A 19,012-nucleotide genomic window follows, 5' to 3' on the forward strand; every position below is an offset into this window, starting at 1 on the left:
ACCTCGACGAGCCAAAGGGCTGCTTGCCCCGGCCACGTCCGGTGGCCGTCTGTGACTGAGCGCTTCAGATGGCGAGTCTGAGCGCTGCGGTTGGCGACCCGGCGCTACGGCAGGGGAGTGGGGGATCCGGCCTGTCCGAGGGCGCGTTGCCACTGCTCGCGGAGGGCCGTCGCCTTGGAATCGAGGTCGGCCTCGACGATGCCCGCGTAGCGGGGCGGGGCTGTGCCCTGTGCGAGGGCGTTGGGCAGGAAGGGGCCGGGATCGGCCGTGGTCCCGGGTGTTACCGCGCCCGGGACCGTGATCGGGTGGCCATCCTTGCGGTATACGCGGAGCACGCGCTGTTTGGTGCTCGGCCGCAGCTCGATGGCGATGTCGCTCACCTGCGTCCACAGGATCCGGCGGCGTGTGAAGAAGGAGCGCAGGTCCATCCCCTCGTCGTCGACCAGGACCAGGGCGAAGGCGCGGTTGGTGATCACGACGGCGTCCCAGACGCCCAGGGCCGCCCAAAAGGCGACCGCGCCCCACCCTTCCAAGCCGAAAAGCGCACGATGCAGCGGATACCAGGAGAAGCAGCCCCACAGCCCCAGGGCCGTGTAGACGCCGACCCGCCAGGCGAGCGCCCGCAGCCGTTCCCGCCGCAGCGCGCGGGACCAGCCGATCTGAAATGCCGTCACAGCCACTGATGTTAGGACTGGCGAACCTGGTCGTGGAAGCGTCGGGCAAGGATGCCCACGCCCACCCAACTGAAGCCGCAGCGGCCGGAATCCGCCCAGCGACCTCCGGCAAGACCTTGTCCTCGCTCAACTGCCCCCTGATTCGAGTTCACGTCTCCAGGCAGCCGGCCAGCGCTCCGGTCACGAGGTGACGCGTGAGCGCGCACAACAGCACCGGATGAGGGACCAGTACTGGGTCCTGGGCGCGGGCCGGGGGGAGGCGCTGACCGAGTCGCCGTTCCAACCCGCTCCTTGATCACTCAGCCGGGCGAACGAAGCGCATCTGGCAGAACCGGTAGGACCCATCGAACCCGAAGCACTGTTCCGCAAGGCGCCAGCCAGCCGCCTCGATCCGACTGACGTGCAGGGCAAGGTTCTGGTCAGGATGCACGGGATGGAGCCGGATGCTCCGAGCGTGCTCGCCGTCGCCTCGCTGGAAGCAACGCAGGGCGTGGCTGTCCACGGGGCTCGGTCCAGAGGGGACGCGTCGATCCACCCGGCGATCGTAGGCAGTGCCACCAGACCGTGCACCTGCCTTTGTGTTAGCCTGCGCGTTTCATCTGGGGTCGCGTCCGGATCATGATCGAAAAAGCGAAAGTGCCTTCTGAACTGCAACGATGAGGCTTGTCTAAGGTCCCAGTCGTTCCAGCGGGAAGGCACTTTCTGCGTGCAGACTACCCGGTCTCGCCCCAAGCTCGTCGTCAGCGCCGACGGGAACGGGGTGGTCAACCACGCCGGCGCCCACCTGCGCGACCTGAGAGGACGTTAAGTCCGTTTCTGGTAGCGGCCGCGTCCGGGTTGGGCGAGGACTCCCTGGCGGACGAGTCGTCCCAGGCGGGAGCGGGTGACGTTGATTGAGGGCTCGTCGGTGGCAGGCCGAGGAGTTCGTGTAGGTCGCGGACCCGGAATACTCGCCCGGGATGCTCGTTGAAGGCGGTCACGATGCGCTGGTAGACGGTGTCCATGTCCGAGGAAGCCGGCTCCTGGTCGGCCTGTGTGAGGTTGTCGATGACCTTGCGGGCCGCGGCGAGCTCGGCCAGGCGGGCCTCGGCGTCGACGAGCTCGGCGGTCAGGCGCTCGATCTGTTCGCGCAGGCTATGGGCTCGTGCAGAGGTTTCGTCGTGTTCGGTCTGCATCAGGCGAAGGAGGTCGGTGACGTTCATGCGGCCAGCTCGACGTCGTCGCGCCAGGCGGGGCTGGGTGTGGTGAGGCGGCGGAGCATGACCGCGGTCGAGGCCCAGTAGACGCGGGAGGCTGCGTTGTCGGGCCGGTGGTCGTAGTCGCGGGCGAGGCGCCGGTGCAGCATCAGGGTGCCATTGACCTGCTCGACCACCCATCGCTTCGGCTGTGGGACGAAGCCCCTGCCCGCGTCGTCGGGGTTGCGGCGGACCACCTCGACGGCGATGTCGTTCACCGCCCCGTGGATGATGACGGTATCCTTGAAGCCCTGGTCCACCAGAGCCTTCTCCAGGCGCATCCCGCACCGTTCGACTGCCTGGTCCAGCAAGGCGATGCCGGCCTCGTTGTCGTGCGCGCTCGCAGCGAGGACCACGACGCCGATGACCAGGCCCAGCACGTCGACGGCCAGTCCCCGCTTCCTGCCGGGCGTCTTCTTGTTTGCGCCCAGCCCCGTCGTCACCTTCGGCACCCCCGCCGCCGCGCGGACGGACTGGGTGTCGATGATCACCAGGGACGGGTCCTCTCATCGCCGGGCCCGCTCCCGCGCCTGGCAGCGCAGGATCTCCTGGATCCGCTGGTCAAGTCCGTCCTGGCGCCAGAGAGTGAAGTAGTAGAACACCGCCGACCAGGCAGGTAAGTCATGTGGCAGGAGCCGCCACTGACAACCCGTCCGGTTCTGGTAGAGCAGCGCGTTCACGACCTCACGCAGATCGCACGAGCCCGGATCCCCGGTCGCCGAGCGTGACACCCGCTCCAGCTTCCAGGCGGTCACCAGCGGCTCGATCAAGGCCCACTGCCCGTCGGACAAGTCCGTTGAGTACGGCATCCGTTCCATACCTTCAAGCCCAACATGCACACGACATGCACGTCAGCTCCGTACACACGAACGGGCGACACCAGATCATCCAGAAACGGACTTAACGCCCTCTCAGAGGGCCAGGAGCTACGACCCGAACCTTGCGCGGCGGTCTACGCGGCATCTGCCCATCGTGACGTCATGAGCGGATCTTAGCGACAGCGCCTCCCGGCGTGGTCGCTTAGCTGGGCCCCGTCCGACGTGTGGGCATCGCCTGGCCTGCTGACGGCGTCGTGGCGGCGGCTACCGCTGGCAGGGCCGTCCCGGCGGCAGCAAGGCCGGAGACCCTTCGGCCTCCGGTGCCTCAGGCGTCAGCTTTGTCCGTGCCTGCGGTACGGAAACAGGCTTCGAGCCGGTCCAGGGCATCGAGCGCGCGGTCGAAGACGATGGTGGCAGGCCAGGGCGGCTCCTCAGCCCGCCGAGACCAGCCCACGTGGACGACAGCAACCTTGTAGGGCGTGCTTCCAGTCCGGGCGTTCTCGTCGTCGAGTCGGACGAGCACGTCATCGCAGGCTCCACACTCAAGCCAGGGAGCCAGCGGGACCCCGTAGAGGGCGTGTCCTGGCGCGATCTCCCGGATGAGTTCATCTGCGATGGCCGAAGCACGAGGCAGACCCTCGACCTCGCGCCACCATTCATCTTCCGACTCCAGGTCAGGACACCAGCGCAGTGCCGACATAGTCCGGCCGGACACGTCAAACACTTCGGCCAGGCCAAGTACGGCCGCACGGTCTGCGCGCAGAAGTGGCGTGTGGTGCTCAGAGAGGAGGTCCGCGAGGTCCTCCACGGCAAGCCCCCACTCGCCCGCATCCCAGGTCGACATCATGCTCACCGCCGAGTCGGCCTGCGCGGCAAGGCCCGCGAGACGCAGAAACTCGGGGCGGTAGAGGATCCAAGGGGTGGTCACATCGTTCATTCCATCACATGGGGACAGGGCTGCTCCTCCGATTCAGGGCAGGTGCGCGCGCACCGACGCCCACTTGGCGAGTTGATCTTTGATCTGCCCGGGCTCCAGGCGCGGGATCAATCGGTCGACATGGCCGGTGAGGTTCTTGTGGTGGCGCAGGAGACGGATTTGCTCGATCGGGAGCTCTCGCCAGTCCGCAGAGGCCGCTTCTGCCTCGCCAGGTTCGAGGGTGAGTGCCGCGAGGGTGTCTTCGGCCAGGGCTTGGGGGTTCCAGTCAGAGTCGGCGTCCGGGCCGAGGTGTTCGATGATCCAGGTACGAAGCATCAACTCTTGCTGGCGCATGCGAGCCTGCGCCTGCGGATCGTCGCCGTGGAAGCGCTTGTTCGCCGCCAGGGACAGCTTGGCCCAGCGCAGACGGTCCCCGCGGGGTTCTTCAGAGCGATACGCATGGGACTGCGCGACCTCGCGGATCTGCTCCAGTTCCTGCTTGCTCGGGATCCGGGCCATGTGAGTCTCGACGCTCTCGATGCTCCCGGGGCCGTGGTCGAAAATCGGCTTCTCCAAAGGTTCCCCTCAACATCGTCAGGTCGCGGACAGGTAGATGCGACGTTGGTCGAGATCAACTGCGAGGACGGTGATCTGCAACTCCTGTCCCTCCACTACAGGCTCGACGGGAAGGTCGTCCGGGCGGACAAGTCCTTCGACGCAGTCGGCGATGCGGACGAAGGCGCCGATCGGTGCGAGCTTGGTGACCTGGCCGGTGACGGTCTCGCCGATCTTGTCGGCGAACGGCGGGAGGAGGTCGGCGTGGTCGTCCCACTCGGTGAGCTTGATCTTCACTTGGTGGTTGTGGTCGGCGTGCCACAGCACGTGTCCGGTGACGCGAGCGCCGACCTGGGGCAACTCCATGCACCGCGGCATGGCGGTGATCTCGGCGAGTCCGACGGCGTCAGGGTGGTTGTCGATGGTGAGGAAGATGCCGAAGGGCCGGCGGCCGACGACTTCGCCGGTGATCTGGGTGCCGATGGGAAGGTGGAGGACCGTGTCGGGCCAGGCGGCTACTACGCGTGCTCCGTAGTCCTTGTCGTTCCCCCAGTCGGGCCAGGAGTACTCGGTCATGGGCTGATCATGGCACTTTCACCTTGATTCCGGCCTCCTCCGTCTGTCCGCGGTTGTCCACAGTCTTGGAGAGCGCCACCTCATCGCGCTATGGGGATGAGGGCAGCGGACCGACGGGCGGACAGTTGGCGCAGGGCGTCGTTCTCCGCGAGCAATGCTCAAGACCTGTGGATCGACACCGGGAGGAACGCAGCAGGCGTACCTTCCCGATTGATCCTTTGATGGTCTGCGAGTAGGCCCGCGTTGCAGCGCGGGTCGGGAAGGCACGCCTGTGCTCAGCGTATTCACCGACGACGGCTCCACCCAGTCCGGCTCCCTGATCGACGAGATCGTCCGCGAGGGCGCCCAACGCATGCTCGCCGCCGCCCTGGAGGCAGAAGTCAACCAGTACATAGCCGAGTTGGCTGCCGAGACCGACGAGCGCGGGCACCGCCTCGTGGTCCGCAACGGCCACCACCGGCCCCGCACCGTGGTCACCGCGGCCGGACCGGTCGAGGTCACCGTCCCGCGGGTCAACGACCGACGCGTCGACGACGCCACCGGCGAGCGCAAGCGGTTCTCCTCGAAGATTCTCGCGCCGTGGTGCCGCAAGTCGCCGAAGATCTCCGAGGTGCTGCCGCTGCTCTACCTGCACGGCCTCTCGTCCGCGGACTTCGTTCCCGCCCTGGAGCAGTTCCTCGGCGGCACCGCCGGCCTGTCGCCCGCGACAGTGGCCCGGCTGACCAAGCAATGGACCGATGACCACGCCGCCTTCCAGGCCCGCGACCTGTCCGACCGCGACTTCGTCTACGTGTGGGCCGACGGCGTGCACCCCAAGGTCCGCCTCGGACAGGCCCATTCGTGTGTCCTGGTCCTGCTCGGCGTGCGATTGGACGGCACCAAGGAGCTGATCGCCCTGGCAGAGGGCCTGCGGGAGTCCACCGAGTCGTGGGCCGACCTGCTGCGCGACTGCCGCCGCCGCGGGATGCGCGACCCCGAGCTGGTGGTCGGCGACGGCGCCATGGGTCTATGGCGGGCCCTCGCCGAGGTGTTCCCGGCCGCACGGCCGCAGAGGTGCTGGGTTCACAAATCCCGCAACGTCACCAACTGCCTGCCCAAGTCCGCCCAGCCCGGCGCGACGAAGGCGCTGCAGGAGATCTACAACGCGGAGGGCCGTGGCCACGCGGAGAAGGCGATCGAGGCGTTCGCGAAGACCTACAGAGCCAAGTTCCCGAAGGCCGTCGCGAAGATCACCGAGGACCGGGACGAGCTGCTGGCGTTCTACGACTTCCCGGCCGAACACTGGATCCACCTTCGCACCACGAATCCGATCGAGTCGACGTTCTCCACGGTCAAGCTCCGCACCAAGGTCACCCGCGGGGCCGGCAGCCCGGCCGCTGCCTTGGCGATGGTGTTCAAGCTGGTCGAGTCCGCCCAGGCGCGATGGCGCGCGATCACCGGAGCCCACCTCGTACCCTTGGTCCGCGCCGGCGCCAGGTTCGAGAACGGCGCGTTGGTCGAGCGCCAGGAGGAAGCCGCGTGACCCCCGCGAAGGACTACGGCAGCTGCCAGATCTTTGTCCGCGGCACCGGTCGGCAGTTCCTGGCCGAGCTCGTCGCGGTCACCCTCGGAGCCCAAGCCGACGACCACTACGCCGTCCGAGCTGGCCGGATGGTCTTCGACGCCCGCCTGAATCCGGACGCCGGCCTCGCCGACGACTTCATCGGCTGGCCGCTCACGATCGAGGCCGAAGCCGACGAGGACGGACTCTCCCTCGTCGAGCCAGTGTCACGCGTGCTCACCGCGGTCTGGGGCCGTGGCTACGACGCCGTCGCCGCCTGCGACTTCGAGGACGAGCTTCCCGATCTCGGCGGGATCCCGCGCTACCGCTGAGCTCCCGTCGATCCACAAGTCTTGACTATTGCTAGTGCGCGGGATCGTGATGCCGGCCTGGGTGTAGGCCCACATCGTGAGCCCGGAGCAGTCGAAGGAGTCCGGGCCGGTGGCGCCCCACACGTAGGGCTTTCCCAGGCGGGTCTTCGCGGCTTCGAACGCCTTCGCTGCTTGTCCGGACGCTGCGGGGGAGCCTGTGCCCGGGGCAGGTGACGGGCCGTCCTGTGCGTGGCTGGTGCGGGCTGCCTGCGCTGAGGCTTCTGCTTCCTGGCGCCGGCGCTCCGCTCGCGCTTGTTCGGTGAGGGTGTCCAGTAGATGCTGGGCCTCGGCAAGCTGGTCCTGGACCTGATCCTTGGCGCGGGCCTGGTTGCGCAGCCTCTTCTGGATGCCCTTGACGACGAGCAGGTAGTGGCCGCCGGCGGCGACGATTTTCTTGGCGTGGCCGCGCTGAGTGTGCATCGCGTCCGCGGTGACCACGACGCCTCGCAGGTCCAGGCGGTTCAGCAGTGGGGCGAATGCCGGGATCTCGTTGCTCTTGGCCTCGACCTGGCGTTGGGCGATGACCGTCTGGGAGCCGTGCAGGGCCGCGGCGAGCAGGTGGACGGCCCTGTCAGCGGTGCGTGAGCCGCGCACGGCCTTGCCGTCGACGGCCAGCCCGACCAGGGTGTCGCCGCTCTCGTCAACCGGGTCTGTGGGGTGGCGGGCCAACCAGGCACCGACGGCGTCGTCGACCGCGTCGCCGTCCAAGCGGGACAGCAGCCGCCCGAGCATGGAGGCGTTGGGCGTGGCCATATGCATGCCCAGGACTTCGCGCAGGGCAGGGCCACTGTCGGCGGCGAAGCGGGAGATCTGGGCCAGCGACCGGGCCCCGCCCAGGACGGCGACCAGGCACAGGGCGAGCAAGGAGCCCAGGCGGTAGCGGCGACCGCGCACCCGGCGTGGATCCGGGAGATCGCCCAGGACCTCGGCCAGTGTGAAGAGTTCGGGGGACCCGGCGGACCGGTGAGGCAGGTCGGAGTCCTCGCAGTGTCGGGCGAGGGCGCCGATCAGGGAGGATGGCACGCGGACGCGACCCCTGTTCATGAGCTATGGCTTTGAGAACCTTGATCATTGGCAGTCGCGTCCACTGTTGCCAACGGGGGCCACCCGCGGCAGACCTGGACTATCGCCACCTGAGATCGCGTCAGCCCTGCATCTCCACTCGACCGGGATCGGCAACTGCTCGCACAAGGGCACTTGAGCCCGGAATCGCTGGCGACACCAGCTTCCGAAGGTGATCTTCGCGGCCCTAGATTTGAGGCCATGGTCGATCAAGCGGGCACAGCCGGGGTGGAGACGGATGGAACTGAGCGGCGGCGCCACGCGCGGCGTCGTTCGGGGGCCGCGTCCGGAGGGCTGATGCGGTCGTCCGCGTTGATGGCGGCGGGCACCGTGGTGTCGCGCGGCACGGGCATGTTCCGCTTGATGCTGCAGGCCGCCGCGCTGGGCACGCTGGCTGCTGGGGGCGCGTACAACACCGCGAACACGCTGCCGACGAGCCTCTACACGCTCCTGATCGGCGGTGCGCTGAACTCGGTGCTCGTGCCGCAGCTCGTCCGGGCCCGAGCCGAGCATGCCGATGGCGGGCAGGCCCACGAGCAGCGGCTGGTCACCATGGTGCTGAGCGTGCTAGCGGTGGGAACTGTCGTCGGCGTAGTGCTCGCCCCGTGGATCGTCGGCCTCTATATGCCCGACACGCCAGACAGTCACCAACTGTTCGGGCTTACGGTGACCTTCGCCCGGTTCCTGCTCCCGCAGATCTTCTTCTACGGGCTGTTCTTCATGCTGGGCCAGGTCCTCAACGCCCGCGGGAAGTTCGGGGCGATGATGTGGACACCGGTCCTGAACAACATCGTGCTGATCGCCATGTTCGGCCTGTACCGGTGGCTGGTGCCTGCTCCCGGTGATGCCGCGTCGGTGACACCGGCCGAGGTGCGGCTGCTCGGAATCGGCACCACGATCGGGATCGCCCTGCAAGCGGTGTGCCTGATCCCGTATCTGGCTGGGACAGGGTTCAGGTGGCGCCCGCGCTTCGACTGGCGCGGCACGGGCCTGGGCAAGAGCATGGCCGCAGCACGCTGGACCCTGCTGTTCGTACTGGTCAACCAAGTCGCGCTGACCGTGGTGACGCGCTATGCGAACGCGGTGGACGCGGTCTTGCCGAAGGCCGGCGCAGGGAACAGCGCCTACTTCTTCGCGCAGAACATCTGGATGCTCCCGCAGGGCATCATCACGGTCTCCCTGGTGACCGCGATGCTGCCGCGGATGAGTCGCGCGGTTGCCGAGCGCCGCCTGGGCGACGTCCGCGAAGACCTGTCGCGGGGCCTGCGCGTCACTGGTGTGGCGATCGTCCCAGCCGCCTTCTTCTTCCTGGCCTTCGGACCGCAGATCGCCACGGTGATGTTCTCCTACAGCAGCAGCGGGGCGGCCTCAGCCCAGCCGCTCGGTCAGATGCTGCAGGCCTTCGCGCTCGGCCTGATCCCCTTCTCCGCCCAGTACCTGCTACTGCGCGGCTTCTACGCATTCGAGGACACTCGCACCCCCTTCTGGATGGCGGTCTGGATCTCCGGCCTCGACATCGTCCTGGCCACCGCCTGTCACCTCTTCCTGCCCGCGCGCTGGGTCGTCACCGGCATGGCGGCCGCCTACGCCGCGTCCTACGCCGGCGGCCTGCTCGTCACCGGGGTCAAGCTGCGCCGCCGCTTGGACGGCCGCCTGGACGGCAAGCGGCTCATGCGCACCTACGGCAAGCTCACTACTGCAGCCGGCGCCGCCAGCGCCGCCGGCTGGGCCGTTGCGCGGATTTGCTCCGGTGCCGCCTACGTTCCGGTCGTCGGCTCGGTGCTGGCCCTGGCGGTCGGCGGTGTCTCGATGCTGGTGCTGTTCGTGCTGCTCGCCCGCCTGCTCTGCATCTCCGAACTACCCAGCCTGCCCGGGCTGGGCTGACCTTACGCTCGGCCCGTCCAAGTCACCGCACTTCTCTATCTCGCAGTGTGAGAACGCATCAGCCCTGCCTGCGCACCCCTTCACGCACCCCAGATCCTTGACCCACCGAGACGCACTCGACAGCGACGCCCTGCACGGGAGCAGCATGTATCCACCTGGGAGGCACCCGCCCGTAGGACGGCCGCCGGCCCGGGCGACGCCCCGCTCGGGCCGAGCCCGGCCGCCGTCACCCACCGACTACACCCCGTCGGAAACCACGGCCTCGTAGAGGTCATCGGCCTGGGACGCGGTCAGTTGGCCCATGGCGAAGTCGTCGAGGATCAGGACGGCGGGGCGGATCAGCTCAGGCAGGCGCTTGTCCCAGGTGCGGTCGGCGTGCCCCCGGCCAGCTCGGCCAGGATCCGGCTGGTCTTCGCGAAGCGGACGATCGCGCCCAGGCGGACGGCGAAGTTTCCCGGAGCCGGGGCGACGTGCGTCCTGCCGACTCCGGGACCGGGAAGTCGCACTTCAGCGAGGCACTCGGCCAATCCGCGGTCGACGCCGGGATGACGGTCGCCTGGTTCACCATCGAAGACCTCGGGGCCGACGCGTGGGTCTGTCAGGCGAGCAGAGCCCAACAGCCCGCGCGCATCTGATACCGCCTCCGCGACCGACACAACGGACCCCGCGCGACCGCGAACTGCAACCCGCCCCCGCGGTCGCACTCTGTCCCAGTGCACCTCACCCGGCACCACGGCGCCGATTCATCCACCATCGCGGCGCGCCCGCACCACGCAGTGAGCTCACCGGAAGGCGATCAGGCCGGTGGGGGTTGCTGCCTCGCCAGGAACTGGCGGTCCGCCTCGGCGGCGTCGCGGCCGGTCCAGGGCGCTGCTGCGTCCAGGACTTGAGCGAGAGGCTCCTTGTCCAAAAGCGTGTCCTTCTGGGTGATCCAGCGGTCCAGCCGACTCAGAACCCTTCCGAGGTGGAGCGGAGTGGTACGGCTGGTCAGGCGCCCCCAGACTTTGGAGATCCGTTCCGGCACATTGGCCTCCTGCAGTCTCGCCAGCCTTCCAGCGGTCTTGAGCCCGTCCTCGATGACGCCGGTCGCGGTGCCGCGCACGGACTCGGCGTAGGCGACATGGTCGGCCAACGCGGCCAGGCTGTAGGCGATCTGTCGGAGCTGGTGAAGGTAGTCGCCACTTTGGACTTGGTCCAGTCCCACCAGCTGCGCCAGTCGCCAGACCTCGTCGGACAGGCGGTGTGCGGCGTCGAGCATCACGATGCGCGCCTTGTCCGATTCGGTGAACGCCGGGTTAGCCGATAGCTGGTACAGCTCCGCCCACGCGGGGGCGGGCTCCGGTGATTGCCGGGCTGCTCCGGCCGCCGGTTCCGCCCTGTGGATGCGCGGCCTTCCTGCTGCCGGCCGGGCGTCACCGGACGGGCGCGGCCCGCCGGGGGAGGGAAGTTGGGGCACCGCCGCAGCGTGGGCGGCCGCGCCAGACGCGGGCGGACGAGGAGGTTGCGTGCCCTGCTGCTGCAGCCCTTTGAGTATCCGCCACCGCTGCGTCCAGTTGTCCGCTTGTTCGCGGGCGGGCTGTATCGGCTGACCGTGGGCGTCGAACGACAGCAGCGCCCGCACCAGTGCGGCATGGGTGTCCCAACTCGGGAGGCGCTTCCCGGTGAACACCTCGCTGAGTGTGGACGGTTGAGGCTGGCGACGGCCGGGGATCCGGCGGCCGATCACGAGGTAGGAGGGGGAACCGCGTTCGATGCGCAGCGCGCGCAGATCCTGCGCATATCGCGCCAGCTCAGCCGCGAAGCCACCATCACGGGCGGGCGACACCGAATTGCCCGGCCCTCCCGGCCCGGTCATGCCCCCGCCCGCAACACGTCCTGCATAAGAGCCCAGCCTAGAAGGTCGGACGCCGAACGGTGCCGAAAATCCCCGAATGGTCCCGAACATCGCGTCGGAGCTGCGCGAACGTCGTATCAGGGTTCGGCCGCGTTCGGGCGTCACCGACGTTCGGCGGGACCAGTCGAAGGGCGGGCTCCAGGGCGTCCGGGTGGGCTTCACTTCCCTTCATGACTGACGACCCCATGAACATGGAAGCCCCTGACGAGCGCAGCCGCCCGGCCGGCTCGTGGGAGCGGATCGGTGACCTTGTGGCGCTGATCGCCTTGGTAGCTCTCGCCGCGGCCGTCCTTATTGCGGTGGGCCCCGACGCAGGTGCTGTGACCACCATCGGCGTTGGCCTCTTTGTCACCTGGCGTGGCGCCGGCCGCCGCTGAGCCGGCGCGGGGTGGGGCCGTGCCCGAGCACGGCCCCACCCCGAATCCCTGGCCCCAGGCGGGAACCTCGCGGCAGCCTTGTTGCGGCTCCCGCCCCGTCCGTGCAAGGACCCCGACCACGCCTACCAGGCCCAGGACCTGCTGCGCCGGGTCCTCGCGGTTTGTGACGCCGAACCGCTGGCCCAGGACCTTCACACCCTGGCCTGCGCTCTGCCGGACGCGCCCGCCAGCTCGCTGCGCCAGGCGGCGATCCACGCCGCGGCAGGCCGGTGGCCGGCCGCGGCCGTCACGCTCCACCCCCGGGGACGAACCGGACAGCGGCACCACGGGCGACGACGCTTCCGGGGACCACATCGCGCCGCCGGAGAGTGTCCCCACCACGGCGGTCAGGGAGCGGCTGAAGGATCGGCCCGGAAGGGTCGTGCGCATCTCTGGTCCAACCTGTGCGACAAGACCCTGGCCGAGGTGCGCTCCCACACCACCTGCTGGGCCACCGCAGTGAACCCGGCCCGACCAGGCGGCCTACGCGAGCAGACCACCCGGGAACGCTGGCACCAGGTCCACGATCTGCTCGGCAAGGGCGTCGGCCTGCTCGAATGCGCCCGCCGCCTGGACCTCGCCCTGAACACCGTCAAGCGCTACGCCCGCAGGAAGGAGCCCACGGCCGAGCGCCGCGCACCGCAGTACCGGCCCACCCTGGTCGATCCCTTCCGCGACCACCTTCGCCGACACAGGGCCGAGGACCCCGCTGTGCCCGTCACCTACCTCCTGCGCGAGATCAAGGAACTGGGCTACACCGGCAGCGCGAACCTCCTGGTCCGCTACATCACCCAAGGCCGCGCCGAGGGCGACAGGCCCGTCACGACCGCTCGGTGCCTGTCCCGGCTCCTGCTGACCCGCCCCGACAACCTGCGCGACAAAGACGCCGAACTCCTGCGGGAACTCACCGCCACCTGCGCCGAGATGACCGAACTCGCCTGCTTCGTCGGCGAGTTCGCCGGGCTCCTGTTCCCAGCCGAAGCCAACGACGCCAAGCTCACCGACTGGATCACCCAGGTCCGCGCCGTCGACCTGCCCCACCTGCACTCCTTCGCGAACGGCCTCGAACTCGACCGGGTCGCCGTCAATGCCGGCCTCGCCCTCCCCTACCACAACGGCCGCACCGAAGGCGTCAATACCCGAACCAAGCGGATCATGAGGCAGATGCACGGCCGCGCCGGGTTCCCGCTCCTGCGCCAACGGATCTTGCTCCAGTAAGCAACCCGAAGCGTCATCACCGATTGCGGGACAGAGCCGAAGACCGTACGGACCCACTCTCACTGGAGTACTAAGTCAGTTGACGTGGACGTAGGTGGCGGGTCCGGCGGCCTGGGTGTGGTTGGGGTCGAGGGTGGGGTAGGTGACCTGCCAGGTGCCGCTGACGTTGGCGGTGCCCGTGAGCGTGTAGTAGCCGCCGAGGCCGGTGATTTCGACGGCGGCGGTGTGCCAGGTGGTGGAGCCTGCCGCGCGGAACATGAGCCGGACCTGCTCGCCGCTCACTCGGTGCCAGCCGTTCGGGTTCTCTTCCCACAGGCCGCCGGTGAAGGTGAGGGTCTGGCCGTGGTGGGCGGTGGTGGTGGGCGGGGTGCCGCCGGTGAGGGCGGCAAGGTAGCGGGAGGTGTGGACGGTGTTGCTGAGGGCCGGGTGGTAGCCGGTGCTGGCGGGGGAGTAGAGGCGCCAGTAGCCGTGGGGGTTGGTGACGTGGCCGGTCCAGATGGTCCATGTGGCGGGGATCTGGGCGATGGTGGTCCAGCCGGTTTTTCCGTCGGTGGACTGCTGCAGCTGCGCGTGCCCGGTGGGTACGACGCCGTTGGTGCTGTGGATGCTGGGGTGGATGGTCAGGTTGCTGTGCTCGTCGACGGAGGCCGCGCCGAGGTGGAGAGTGACGGCCTGCTGGATGCTGCTGACGGAGAACGTGGCGGAGGAGGTGTCCACGTAGCTGTGTTCCGCGAGGAGGTTCCAGGTGGTGGCGGCGGTGGGGACGGTGAGGTGGTCGGTGAAGCGTCCGTCGGCGTCGGTGGTGGTGTTCGGGTCGTAGTAGTTGCCGTTGGTTCCGGCGAAGAGGGAGCTGTCGGGCAGGGGGTGCCAGCCGGTGGCGTCCTGATACTGGATGGTGCCGGTGACGTCGACGGTCGTTCCCGCCGTGAGGCCGGTGGCCTCGGGTCGGTCCAGGATGATGCGGGTGGGCAGGGGCGCCGCCTCGGGGACAGTGGTGGTGGGGCCGGGTTCGGTCGCGGTGATCCCGTCGGAGGTGTAGGAGGCCTGCATGGTGAAGGTCTGGGAGCCCGGGCCGTCGCCGATGTAGCCAGTGGCCCGTGTGGCGTGGAAGGAGCCGTCGGCGGCGATCGGGTAGGAGGTGGTGTCGCCGGTGTAGGAGCCGTTGGTGATGTCGATGGTGCCGCCGCCGGTCCAGGCCGTGCCGAGGTCGCCCCTGTTGGGGTCGTAGGTCGTCAGGTGGCCGCTGGTGCTGAAGTCGGGCGTGGCGAGGCTGAGCTGGCTGGGGGCGGCGGTGGTGTCGTGGAACTCGGGGTGCGGCAGGAACGGGAGAGAGACCCCGGAGACCATCAGCAGACTCTTGGTGCCGTCGGGGGCGACGGCCCAGGCGGACAAGCCGTAGACGTTCGGGGGCACATTGATGGGGCCTGCGGTCTGCCAGCTTCCGTCGGTTGCCTGCTGCGACGCGGTGACCTGGTACCGGGTCACTACCCCTGCCTGTTCGGCGGCCAGTTCGAAGACGACTTCCGAGATGTCGCCAGTGGCGAGGCCGCGCAGGACGTAGCCGTGGTCGGTCTTGAGGTATCCCATGTCCTGCATGAGCGGCGGGTTGGTGTCGGCCGACGCGGTGGCGGCGAGCGGCAGGACCGACGCGGCCGCCAGTGCGCTGGTGGTGACGGCGGTGGCGAGCGGGAGCAGGTGGCGGCGCTTCATCGGTGGTTCCCCAGGGCTGTTGGGCGGGTGAGGTGCGTGGTTGCGGCGTTGGTGTGGTGACGGTGGATGTCCTCGCAGGCGTGGCACGGGTGGGGTGCCACGCCTGCGAGGGACGGTGTTAGGTGTGGGCCGTTACCACTGGACGGGCAGTGGGGTGCGGGCGCCGGGTGCTGTGAGGGTGCCGGTGCCGGGGTAGACCCACAGGTTGCCGGTGGGGTCGAGGGCGATCAGGTCGGGGTTGGTGTCTCCGGTCCAGTCGGCGAGGCCGGCGGTGGTGGAGTTCCATCCGGTGGCGATCTGGGTGCGTCCGCCTGAGGTGTCGTGGGCGGCGTCGCCGGTGTAGAGCCACACGGTCCCGTTGGAGTCGGTGGCGAGCAGGTCCATGTGGCCGTCCTTGTTCCAGTCGACCAGGCCGTCGAGGGTGTAGGTCCCGAAGTAGGAGCCGATCTGGACGCGGCTGCCGAGGGTGCCGTCTGCGTTGGCGGGGTACATCCACAGCACGCCGCTGCTGTCCTTGGCGACGATGTCAGGGTGGCCGTCCGCGTTCCAGTCGCGCACGCCGGCGAAGGAGTAGCTCTGCCAGGCGTAGCCGATCTTGATGCGGGGGGTGTTGAGGTCGTGGGCGGCGTCGCCCGGGTAGAGCCACAGGCCGCCGCTGGGGTCCTCGGCGACCAGGTCGGGGTAGCCGTCGCCGTTCATGTCGGCTACGCCGGCGAAGGTGTAGCCGGTGAAGCCGGAGCCGAGCAGGTTGCCGGTGAGCGCGACGTTGGGGGTGCCGGTGTCGGGGTAGGACCACAGGTTGCCCAGGCCGTCGGTGGCCAGCAGGTCGGGCTTGCCGTCCTTGTTCCAGTCGGCGACGTCCGCGAAGCTGCCAGGGGCGCGGATGCCGCCGTTCCAGTTCGGGCTGCTCATCTGGACTGGAGCCTGGAGGGTGACGTTCCCGTTGGTGTCGACGCTGGTCGTGATCAGCTCGAGGGTGTCGTTGGCGGTGGTGGCCCACAGGGCGGGGCCGGTGCCGGCACCGCCTCCTGCTGAGCCGATCGGGCCGGACGAGGTGATGGTCGGGTAGGCGGCGAGGGTGTAGCCGCTGGGGGCGATGGCGGTGCCCGGCATGCTGGCCGGGGTGTCGGCCTCGATGTTCAGGTACTGGGTCAGTGCGCCGGTGACGGTGTTACGGGTCCACAGCGCGGGAGAGCCGTTGACGATGCCGGGGCTGATCAGGGTGAGGTTGTTCAAGGCGGAGCCGGTCGCGAGCAGCGTCGCGGTGACGAAGCGCTGGCTGACGGCGGTCATCAGCCACAGCGTGGGCACGCCGTTGGCGTCCTCGAGGGTGACCAGCGCCGGCTTGCCGCCGGGGGCAGTAGGCGGCAGGACGACGGCCTGGCGGACGTTGGACCAGTCGCTCTGGTTGTAGTTGGTCTGGTCGCCGGTGACGCTGGTGGGGCGGGCCTGAGCGGTGGTGAGGTTCATGCCGGTGCCGGTGCAGTTGACGTTCTGCGCGAGGTTCAGGCTGCCGCCCTGGATGATGACGAGGTCGTCGCAGGTTCCGGAGGTGAAGGACCCGTTGTGGGCGAGGATCGAGCCGGCGAAGGTGGTTCCGTTCGGGGCCTGGCTGTTGTGCAGGGCGACGGCGCCGGCGGTGTCGGGAGTCTTGCTGAGCGGGTCGCTGTAGACGCGGATGTTGCCGCTTGCGTCGACTGCTGCGAGGTCGGGGATGTGGTCGCCGTCGAGGTCGCCCGCGGTGCCCGGAGTGTAGGCAGTGTCGATGACGTAGTAGTCGTAGTGCTGGGGAACGGACTGGTTGCCGGCGGCGTCGACCGCGGCGTACCAGACGGTGTTGGTGCCCCAGTGCCCGCCGGTCAGGGGGATCTGGAACGACGACGCGTTGACGCTCTGCTCGCCGCCACCGCCGCTGGTCAGCGAGGTGCCGCCGATGTTGTAGACGATCTTCGCGACACCGGAGGGGTTGGTGCCGGAGTCGGCGCCAGTGACCGTGAAGTTACCCGAGCCTCCCACCGTCGTCGGGGGCTGGGGCGTCCCGGTGATGCCGGCGGTGGGCGGGGTCATGTCGACACGGATCCAGCAGTTGTTGTCGGAGTTCGCCGGAACGGGGGAGCTGTAGTAGCCGCCGGGGTTCTCGGCGATGACGTGCCAGCGGTATTCGTCGCCGTCCTTCAGGGTGGGCATGGTTTCCGAGACGGGCTGCGGGTTGGCCGACATGACGACCTGGCCGCTGGTGAGGCTGGTCCAGTTGCCGACGCTGGGGTACTCCTGCTGGTACCAGAAGGCGCCGTCCTCGGTGGTGCCGTTGGTGTAGCTGTCGGGGCTGGGGATGGAGGCGTTGAGGGTGACGGTGCGGGAGTCGTTGGCGTTGACCCAGTTCGGCGAGGCGCTGGTGCCGCTGCAGTTGGCGGTCGAGCCGCTGTTGGTGACGGTCGGCGGGTCGGCCGGCGCCACCGGCGTGGACCAGAACGTGACCTGCGTCTGCAGGGTGCCGCCGAGCAGGTACCGGTAGGCCGTGTCGTCGGTTTCGTCGTGTGCCTGCAGCGCGATGTTCTGGCGGGTGTAGCCGTTGGCGACGGCGCTTTGGATCAGCCCGGTCACGTCGAAATTCGCGTTGCCGGTGGCGGTGGAGTTGATGCTGGCGAAGTTGCCGGTGGCGGCGACGGTGGACCAGATGCTCTGGGTGTTCCAGGTGGTGGTGTTGTCGAAGTTGTTGGCGCCGTGCAGGTCGATCTGGCGGGTGCCGCTCCAGGAGGAGGTCGGGCCCTGCTCGGTGATGCTCACGGTGGCGCTGGTGACGTGCTTGCCCATCAGCGGCGTGGTATCGAGGTTGAACAGGGAGCGGGTGACGCCGAAGGCGGTGCAGCCACTGGCTCCGTTGGAGCACCAGTCGTCGTAGCCGACGTGTGCGTTGGTGTCATTGGTGTTGTTGCTGCCCTGCCAGTAGCTCGTGCCCGAGTTGACCGACGAGGTCCACGTCCAGCCTTGCTCTTTCGGGGTGAGCGAGGGGTCGATGACCAGCGGGTAGGTGTTGCCGGCCGCGGTCAGGGAACCGGCGGGGGGCACCAGGTCCACGCCGCTGCCGCTGACGTTGACCGCGATCGGGGTGACCTGGTCGGCGCCGTCCTGCGAGGAGGCGGATCCGCTGGCAGGGGTCGAGGAGAGTGACTGGGCCGACAGCTTCGCGGCGCCGCCCTGGGTGGTTGCTGCCCCCGCGGCGTTGGCGGGGGTGTCCCACATCGTGGCGGTGGGGGAGGAGAACACCGCGTTGCCGCTTGAGTCGGTGGCCTGCAGGCCACCGGCCTGGTTGCGGCTGAGCGTCAGCCCGGCGCTGGTGCTGGTGTCGAGGTGGATGTCGGTCAGCGCCGGATTGGCCGCGGCGGTGGCGTCCTTGACGACGAGGTGTTCGGTGTAGCCGCCGTCGGTCGTGGCGGTCATCTGCAGGTCGACGCCCGGGTACACGTTCGCGTAGGTCGCGGTCGCGCCCGACACGGTCGGAGCCGGGAGGGCGCTGGGCCAGGCGACCGACACGCTCTGACCGGCCGCGTTCGAAATGGTGGCCAGCGGCCCCGTCCCGCCGCTCGAGAAGAGCACGGACGACTCTGCCGCCTTCGGCGCGTACCCGCCTGTGACGGCCTGGAGGCTGGCGTCGACCGGGACCCAGGAGCCGTTCTGCTGCACGCGGGTCGGCACCGGGGTGGCGGTGTAGGTGAAGGTGCCGTCCGGATTGGCCACGGTGGTGGAAGTGGCGGTGGTGTCCGCATCCACCGGCACACTCTTGCCGGTCGCCTGGGCCTGCGTCAGCGCCGCCGCATCGGGCGATGTCGCGGGCGGGGCGGTGTCGGCGTGCGCGATCGCAGGCGCGAGGGCAGACAGCGGAGCCGCGATCAGAGCGGCGGTGACCATCCCCCCGATGTGTCTGAACAGTGGCCGCCCGGGCGCGGCCGATCGTGCATGCCGGATCCCCATCGGGGGCCTCCCGTGATCATGTGCAAAAGAAGAAGGGGCAGCCGATCGGCCCGCCCGTTGCACACCGTAACCCGCGGCCTCGCGGCCCTGACCAGCAGGAAGGCCCCGACAAGCGGTCAGGAACCGCTGGTTCGGGGGATTTGGGGCGATTGGCCTGGAGCGTGTGACGAT

At 69.0% G+C, this 19,012-nt stretch carries 14 protein-coding genes and 3 pseudogenes; 6 read left to right on the plus strand and 11 right to left on the minus strand.

The window, feature by feature from the left end; all coding sequences use genetic code 11:
• Positions 1 to 104: 104 nt before the first annotated feature.
• The 6 genes and pseudogenes from ABH931_RS13660 to ABH931_RS13685 form a co-directional block, all read right to left on the minus strand.
• The gene (locus tag ABH931_RS13660) at positions 105 to 674 is read right to left on the minus strand and encodes a hypothetical protein (protein ID WP_370112819.1); all 570 of its coding nucleotides are present in this window, start codon (positions 672 to 674) and stop codon (positions 105 to 107) included.
• A 764-nt stretch (positions 675 to 1,438) separates the two neighbouring features.
• Positions 1,439 to 1,876 (minus strand): hypothetical protein, encoded by a 438-nt coding sequence (locus tag ABH931_RS13665; RefSeq protein ID WP_370112821.1) that lies wholly within the window; start codon positions 1,874 to 1,876, stop codon positions 1,439 to 1,441.
• Positions 1,873 to 2,727 (minus strand): annotated as a pseudogene (locus ABH931_RS13670) (IS5 family transposase). The gene ABH931_RS13665 and the pseudogene ABH931_RS13670 overlap by 4 nt, the downstream one beginning before the upstream one ends.
• Positions 2,728 to 3,052: 325 nt before the next feature.
• Positions 3,053 to 3,664, minus strand: coding sequence for a hypothetical protein (locus tag ABH931_RS13675; RefSeq protein WP_370112823.1), 612 nt, complete (start codon positions 3,662 to 3,664; stop codon positions 3,053 to 3,055).
• Positions 3,665 to 3,697: 33 nt separating this feature from the next.
• Positions 3,698 to 4,219, minus strand: a complete 522-nt coding sequence (locus tag ABH931_RS13680) for a hypothetical protein (RefSeq protein WP_370112825.1) — start codon at positions 4,217 to 4,219, stop codon at positions 3,698 to 3,700.
• A gap of 18 nt (positions 4,220 to 4,237) precedes the next feature.
• On the minus strand, positions 4,238 to 4,774 hold the full coding sequence (locus ABH931_RS13685) for a S1 RNA-binding domain-containing protein (RefSeq protein ID WP_370112827.1): 537 nt from the start codon (positions 4,772 to 4,774) through the stop codon (positions 4,238 to 4,240).
• Positions 4,775 to 5,045: 271 nt separating this feature from the next.
• Between ABH931_RS13685 and ABH931_RS13690 the strand changes: the two genes are divergently transcribed.
• Together ABH931_RS13690 and ABH931_RS13695 are read left to right on the plus strand one after the other, a co-directional pair.
• Complete coding sequence (locus ABH931_RS13690) at positions 5,046 to 6,296, plus strand: IS256 family transposase (protein WP_370112828.1); 1,251 nt, start codon at positions 5,046 to 5,048, stop codon at positions 6,294 to 6,296.
• Positions 6,293 to 6,646: a hypothetical protein gene (locus tag ABH931_RS13695; protein ID WP_370112830.1), complete on the plus strand. Its 354-nt coding sequence runs from the start codon at positions 6,293 to 6,295 to the stop codon at positions 6,644 to 6,646. Before ABH931_RS13690 ends, ABH931_RS13695 begins: the two co-directional genes overlap by 4 nt.
• Here the strand turns inward: ABH931_RS13695 and ABH931_RS13700 are convergent.
• A complete protein-coding gene (locus ABH931_RS13700; protein ID WP_370112832.1) occupies positions 6,542 to 7,708 on the minus strand; it encodes an ISAs1 family transposase in 1,167 nt (388 codons plus the stop codon). The two genes, ABH931_RS13695 and ABH931_RS13700, sit on opposite strands and share 105 nt — an antisense overlap.
• Positions 7,709 to 7,948: 240 nt before the next feature.
• Here ABH931_RS13700 and murJ point away from each other — a divergent pair, with 240 nt between their 5' ends.
• Complete coding sequence (gene murJ, locus ABH931_RS13705; RefSeq protein WP_370112834.1) at positions 7,949 to 9,631, plus strand: murein biosynthesis integral membrane protein MurJ; 1,683 nt, start codon at positions 7,949 to 7,951, stop codon at positions 9,629 to 9,631.
• Between the two features lie 338 nt (positions 9,632 to 9,969).
• Here murJ and ABH931_RS13710 read toward each other — a convergent pair whose 3' ends face one another.
• On the minus strand, positions 9,970 to 10,137 hold the full coding sequence (locus ABH931_RS13710) for a hypothetical protein (protein WP_370112947.1): 168 nt from the start codon (positions 10,135 to 10,137) through the stop codon (positions 9,970 to 9,972).
• Between ABH931_RS13710 and ABH931_RS13715 the strand changes: the two are divergent.
• Positions 10,117 to 10,215, plus strand: a pseudogene (locus ABH931_RS13715) (ATP-binding protein); the annotation flags it as partial. The gene ABH931_RS13710 and the pseudogene ABH931_RS13715 overlap by 21 nt on opposite strands.
• A 212-nt stretch (positions 10,216 to 10,427) precedes the next feature.
• On the opposite strand, the gene ABH931_RS13720 reads toward ABH931_RS13715, so the two are convergent.
• A complete protein-coding gene (locus ABH931_RS13720; protein WP_370112835.1) occupies positions 10,428 to 11,486 on the minus strand; it encodes a hypothetical protein in 1,059 nt (352 codons plus the stop codon).
• A gap of 209 nt (positions 11,487 to 11,695) precedes the next feature.
• Between ABH931_RS13720 and ABH931_RS13725 the strand changes: the two genes are divergently transcribed.
• Together ABH931_RS13725 and ABH931_RS13730 are read left to right on the plus strand one after the other, a co-directional pair.
• The gene (locus tag ABH931_RS13725) at positions 11,696 to 11,902 is read left to right on the plus strand and encodes a hypothetical protein (protein ID WP_370112836.1); all 207 of its coding nucleotides are present in this window, start codon (positions 11,696 to 11,698) and stop codon (positions 11,900 to 11,902) included.
• Between the two features lie 420 nt (positions 11,903 to 12,322).
• Positions 12,323 to 13,159 (plus strand): annotated as a pseudogene (locus tag ABH931_RS13730) (transposase); the annotation flags it as partial.
• A gap of 75 nt (positions 13,160 to 13,234) precedes the next feature.
• On the opposite strand, the gene ABH931_RS13735 reads toward ABH931_RS13730, so the two are convergent.
• The gene (locus ABH931_RS13735) at positions 13,235 to 14,869 is read right to left on the minus strand and encodes a hypothetical protein (protein WP_370112837.1); all 1,635 of its coding nucleotides are present in this window, start codon (positions 14,867 to 14,869) and stop codon (positions 13,235 to 13,237) included.
• Between the two features lie 132 nt (positions 14,870 to 15,001).
• Positions 15,002 to 18,778 (minus strand): FG-GAP-like repeat-containing protein, encoded by a 3,777-nt coding sequence (locus ABH931_RS13740; protein ID WP_370112838.1) that lies wholly within the window; start codon positions 18,776 to 18,778, stop codon positions 15,002 to 15,004.
• Positions 18,779 to 19,012: the final 234 nt, after the last annotated feature.

This window comes from Streptacidiphilus sp. MAP12-33 (assembly GCF_041261265.1).
In the GTDB taxonomy this organism is placed as follows: domain Bacteria; phylum Actinomycetota; class Actinomycetes; order Streptomycetales; family Streptomycetaceae; genus Streptacidiphilus.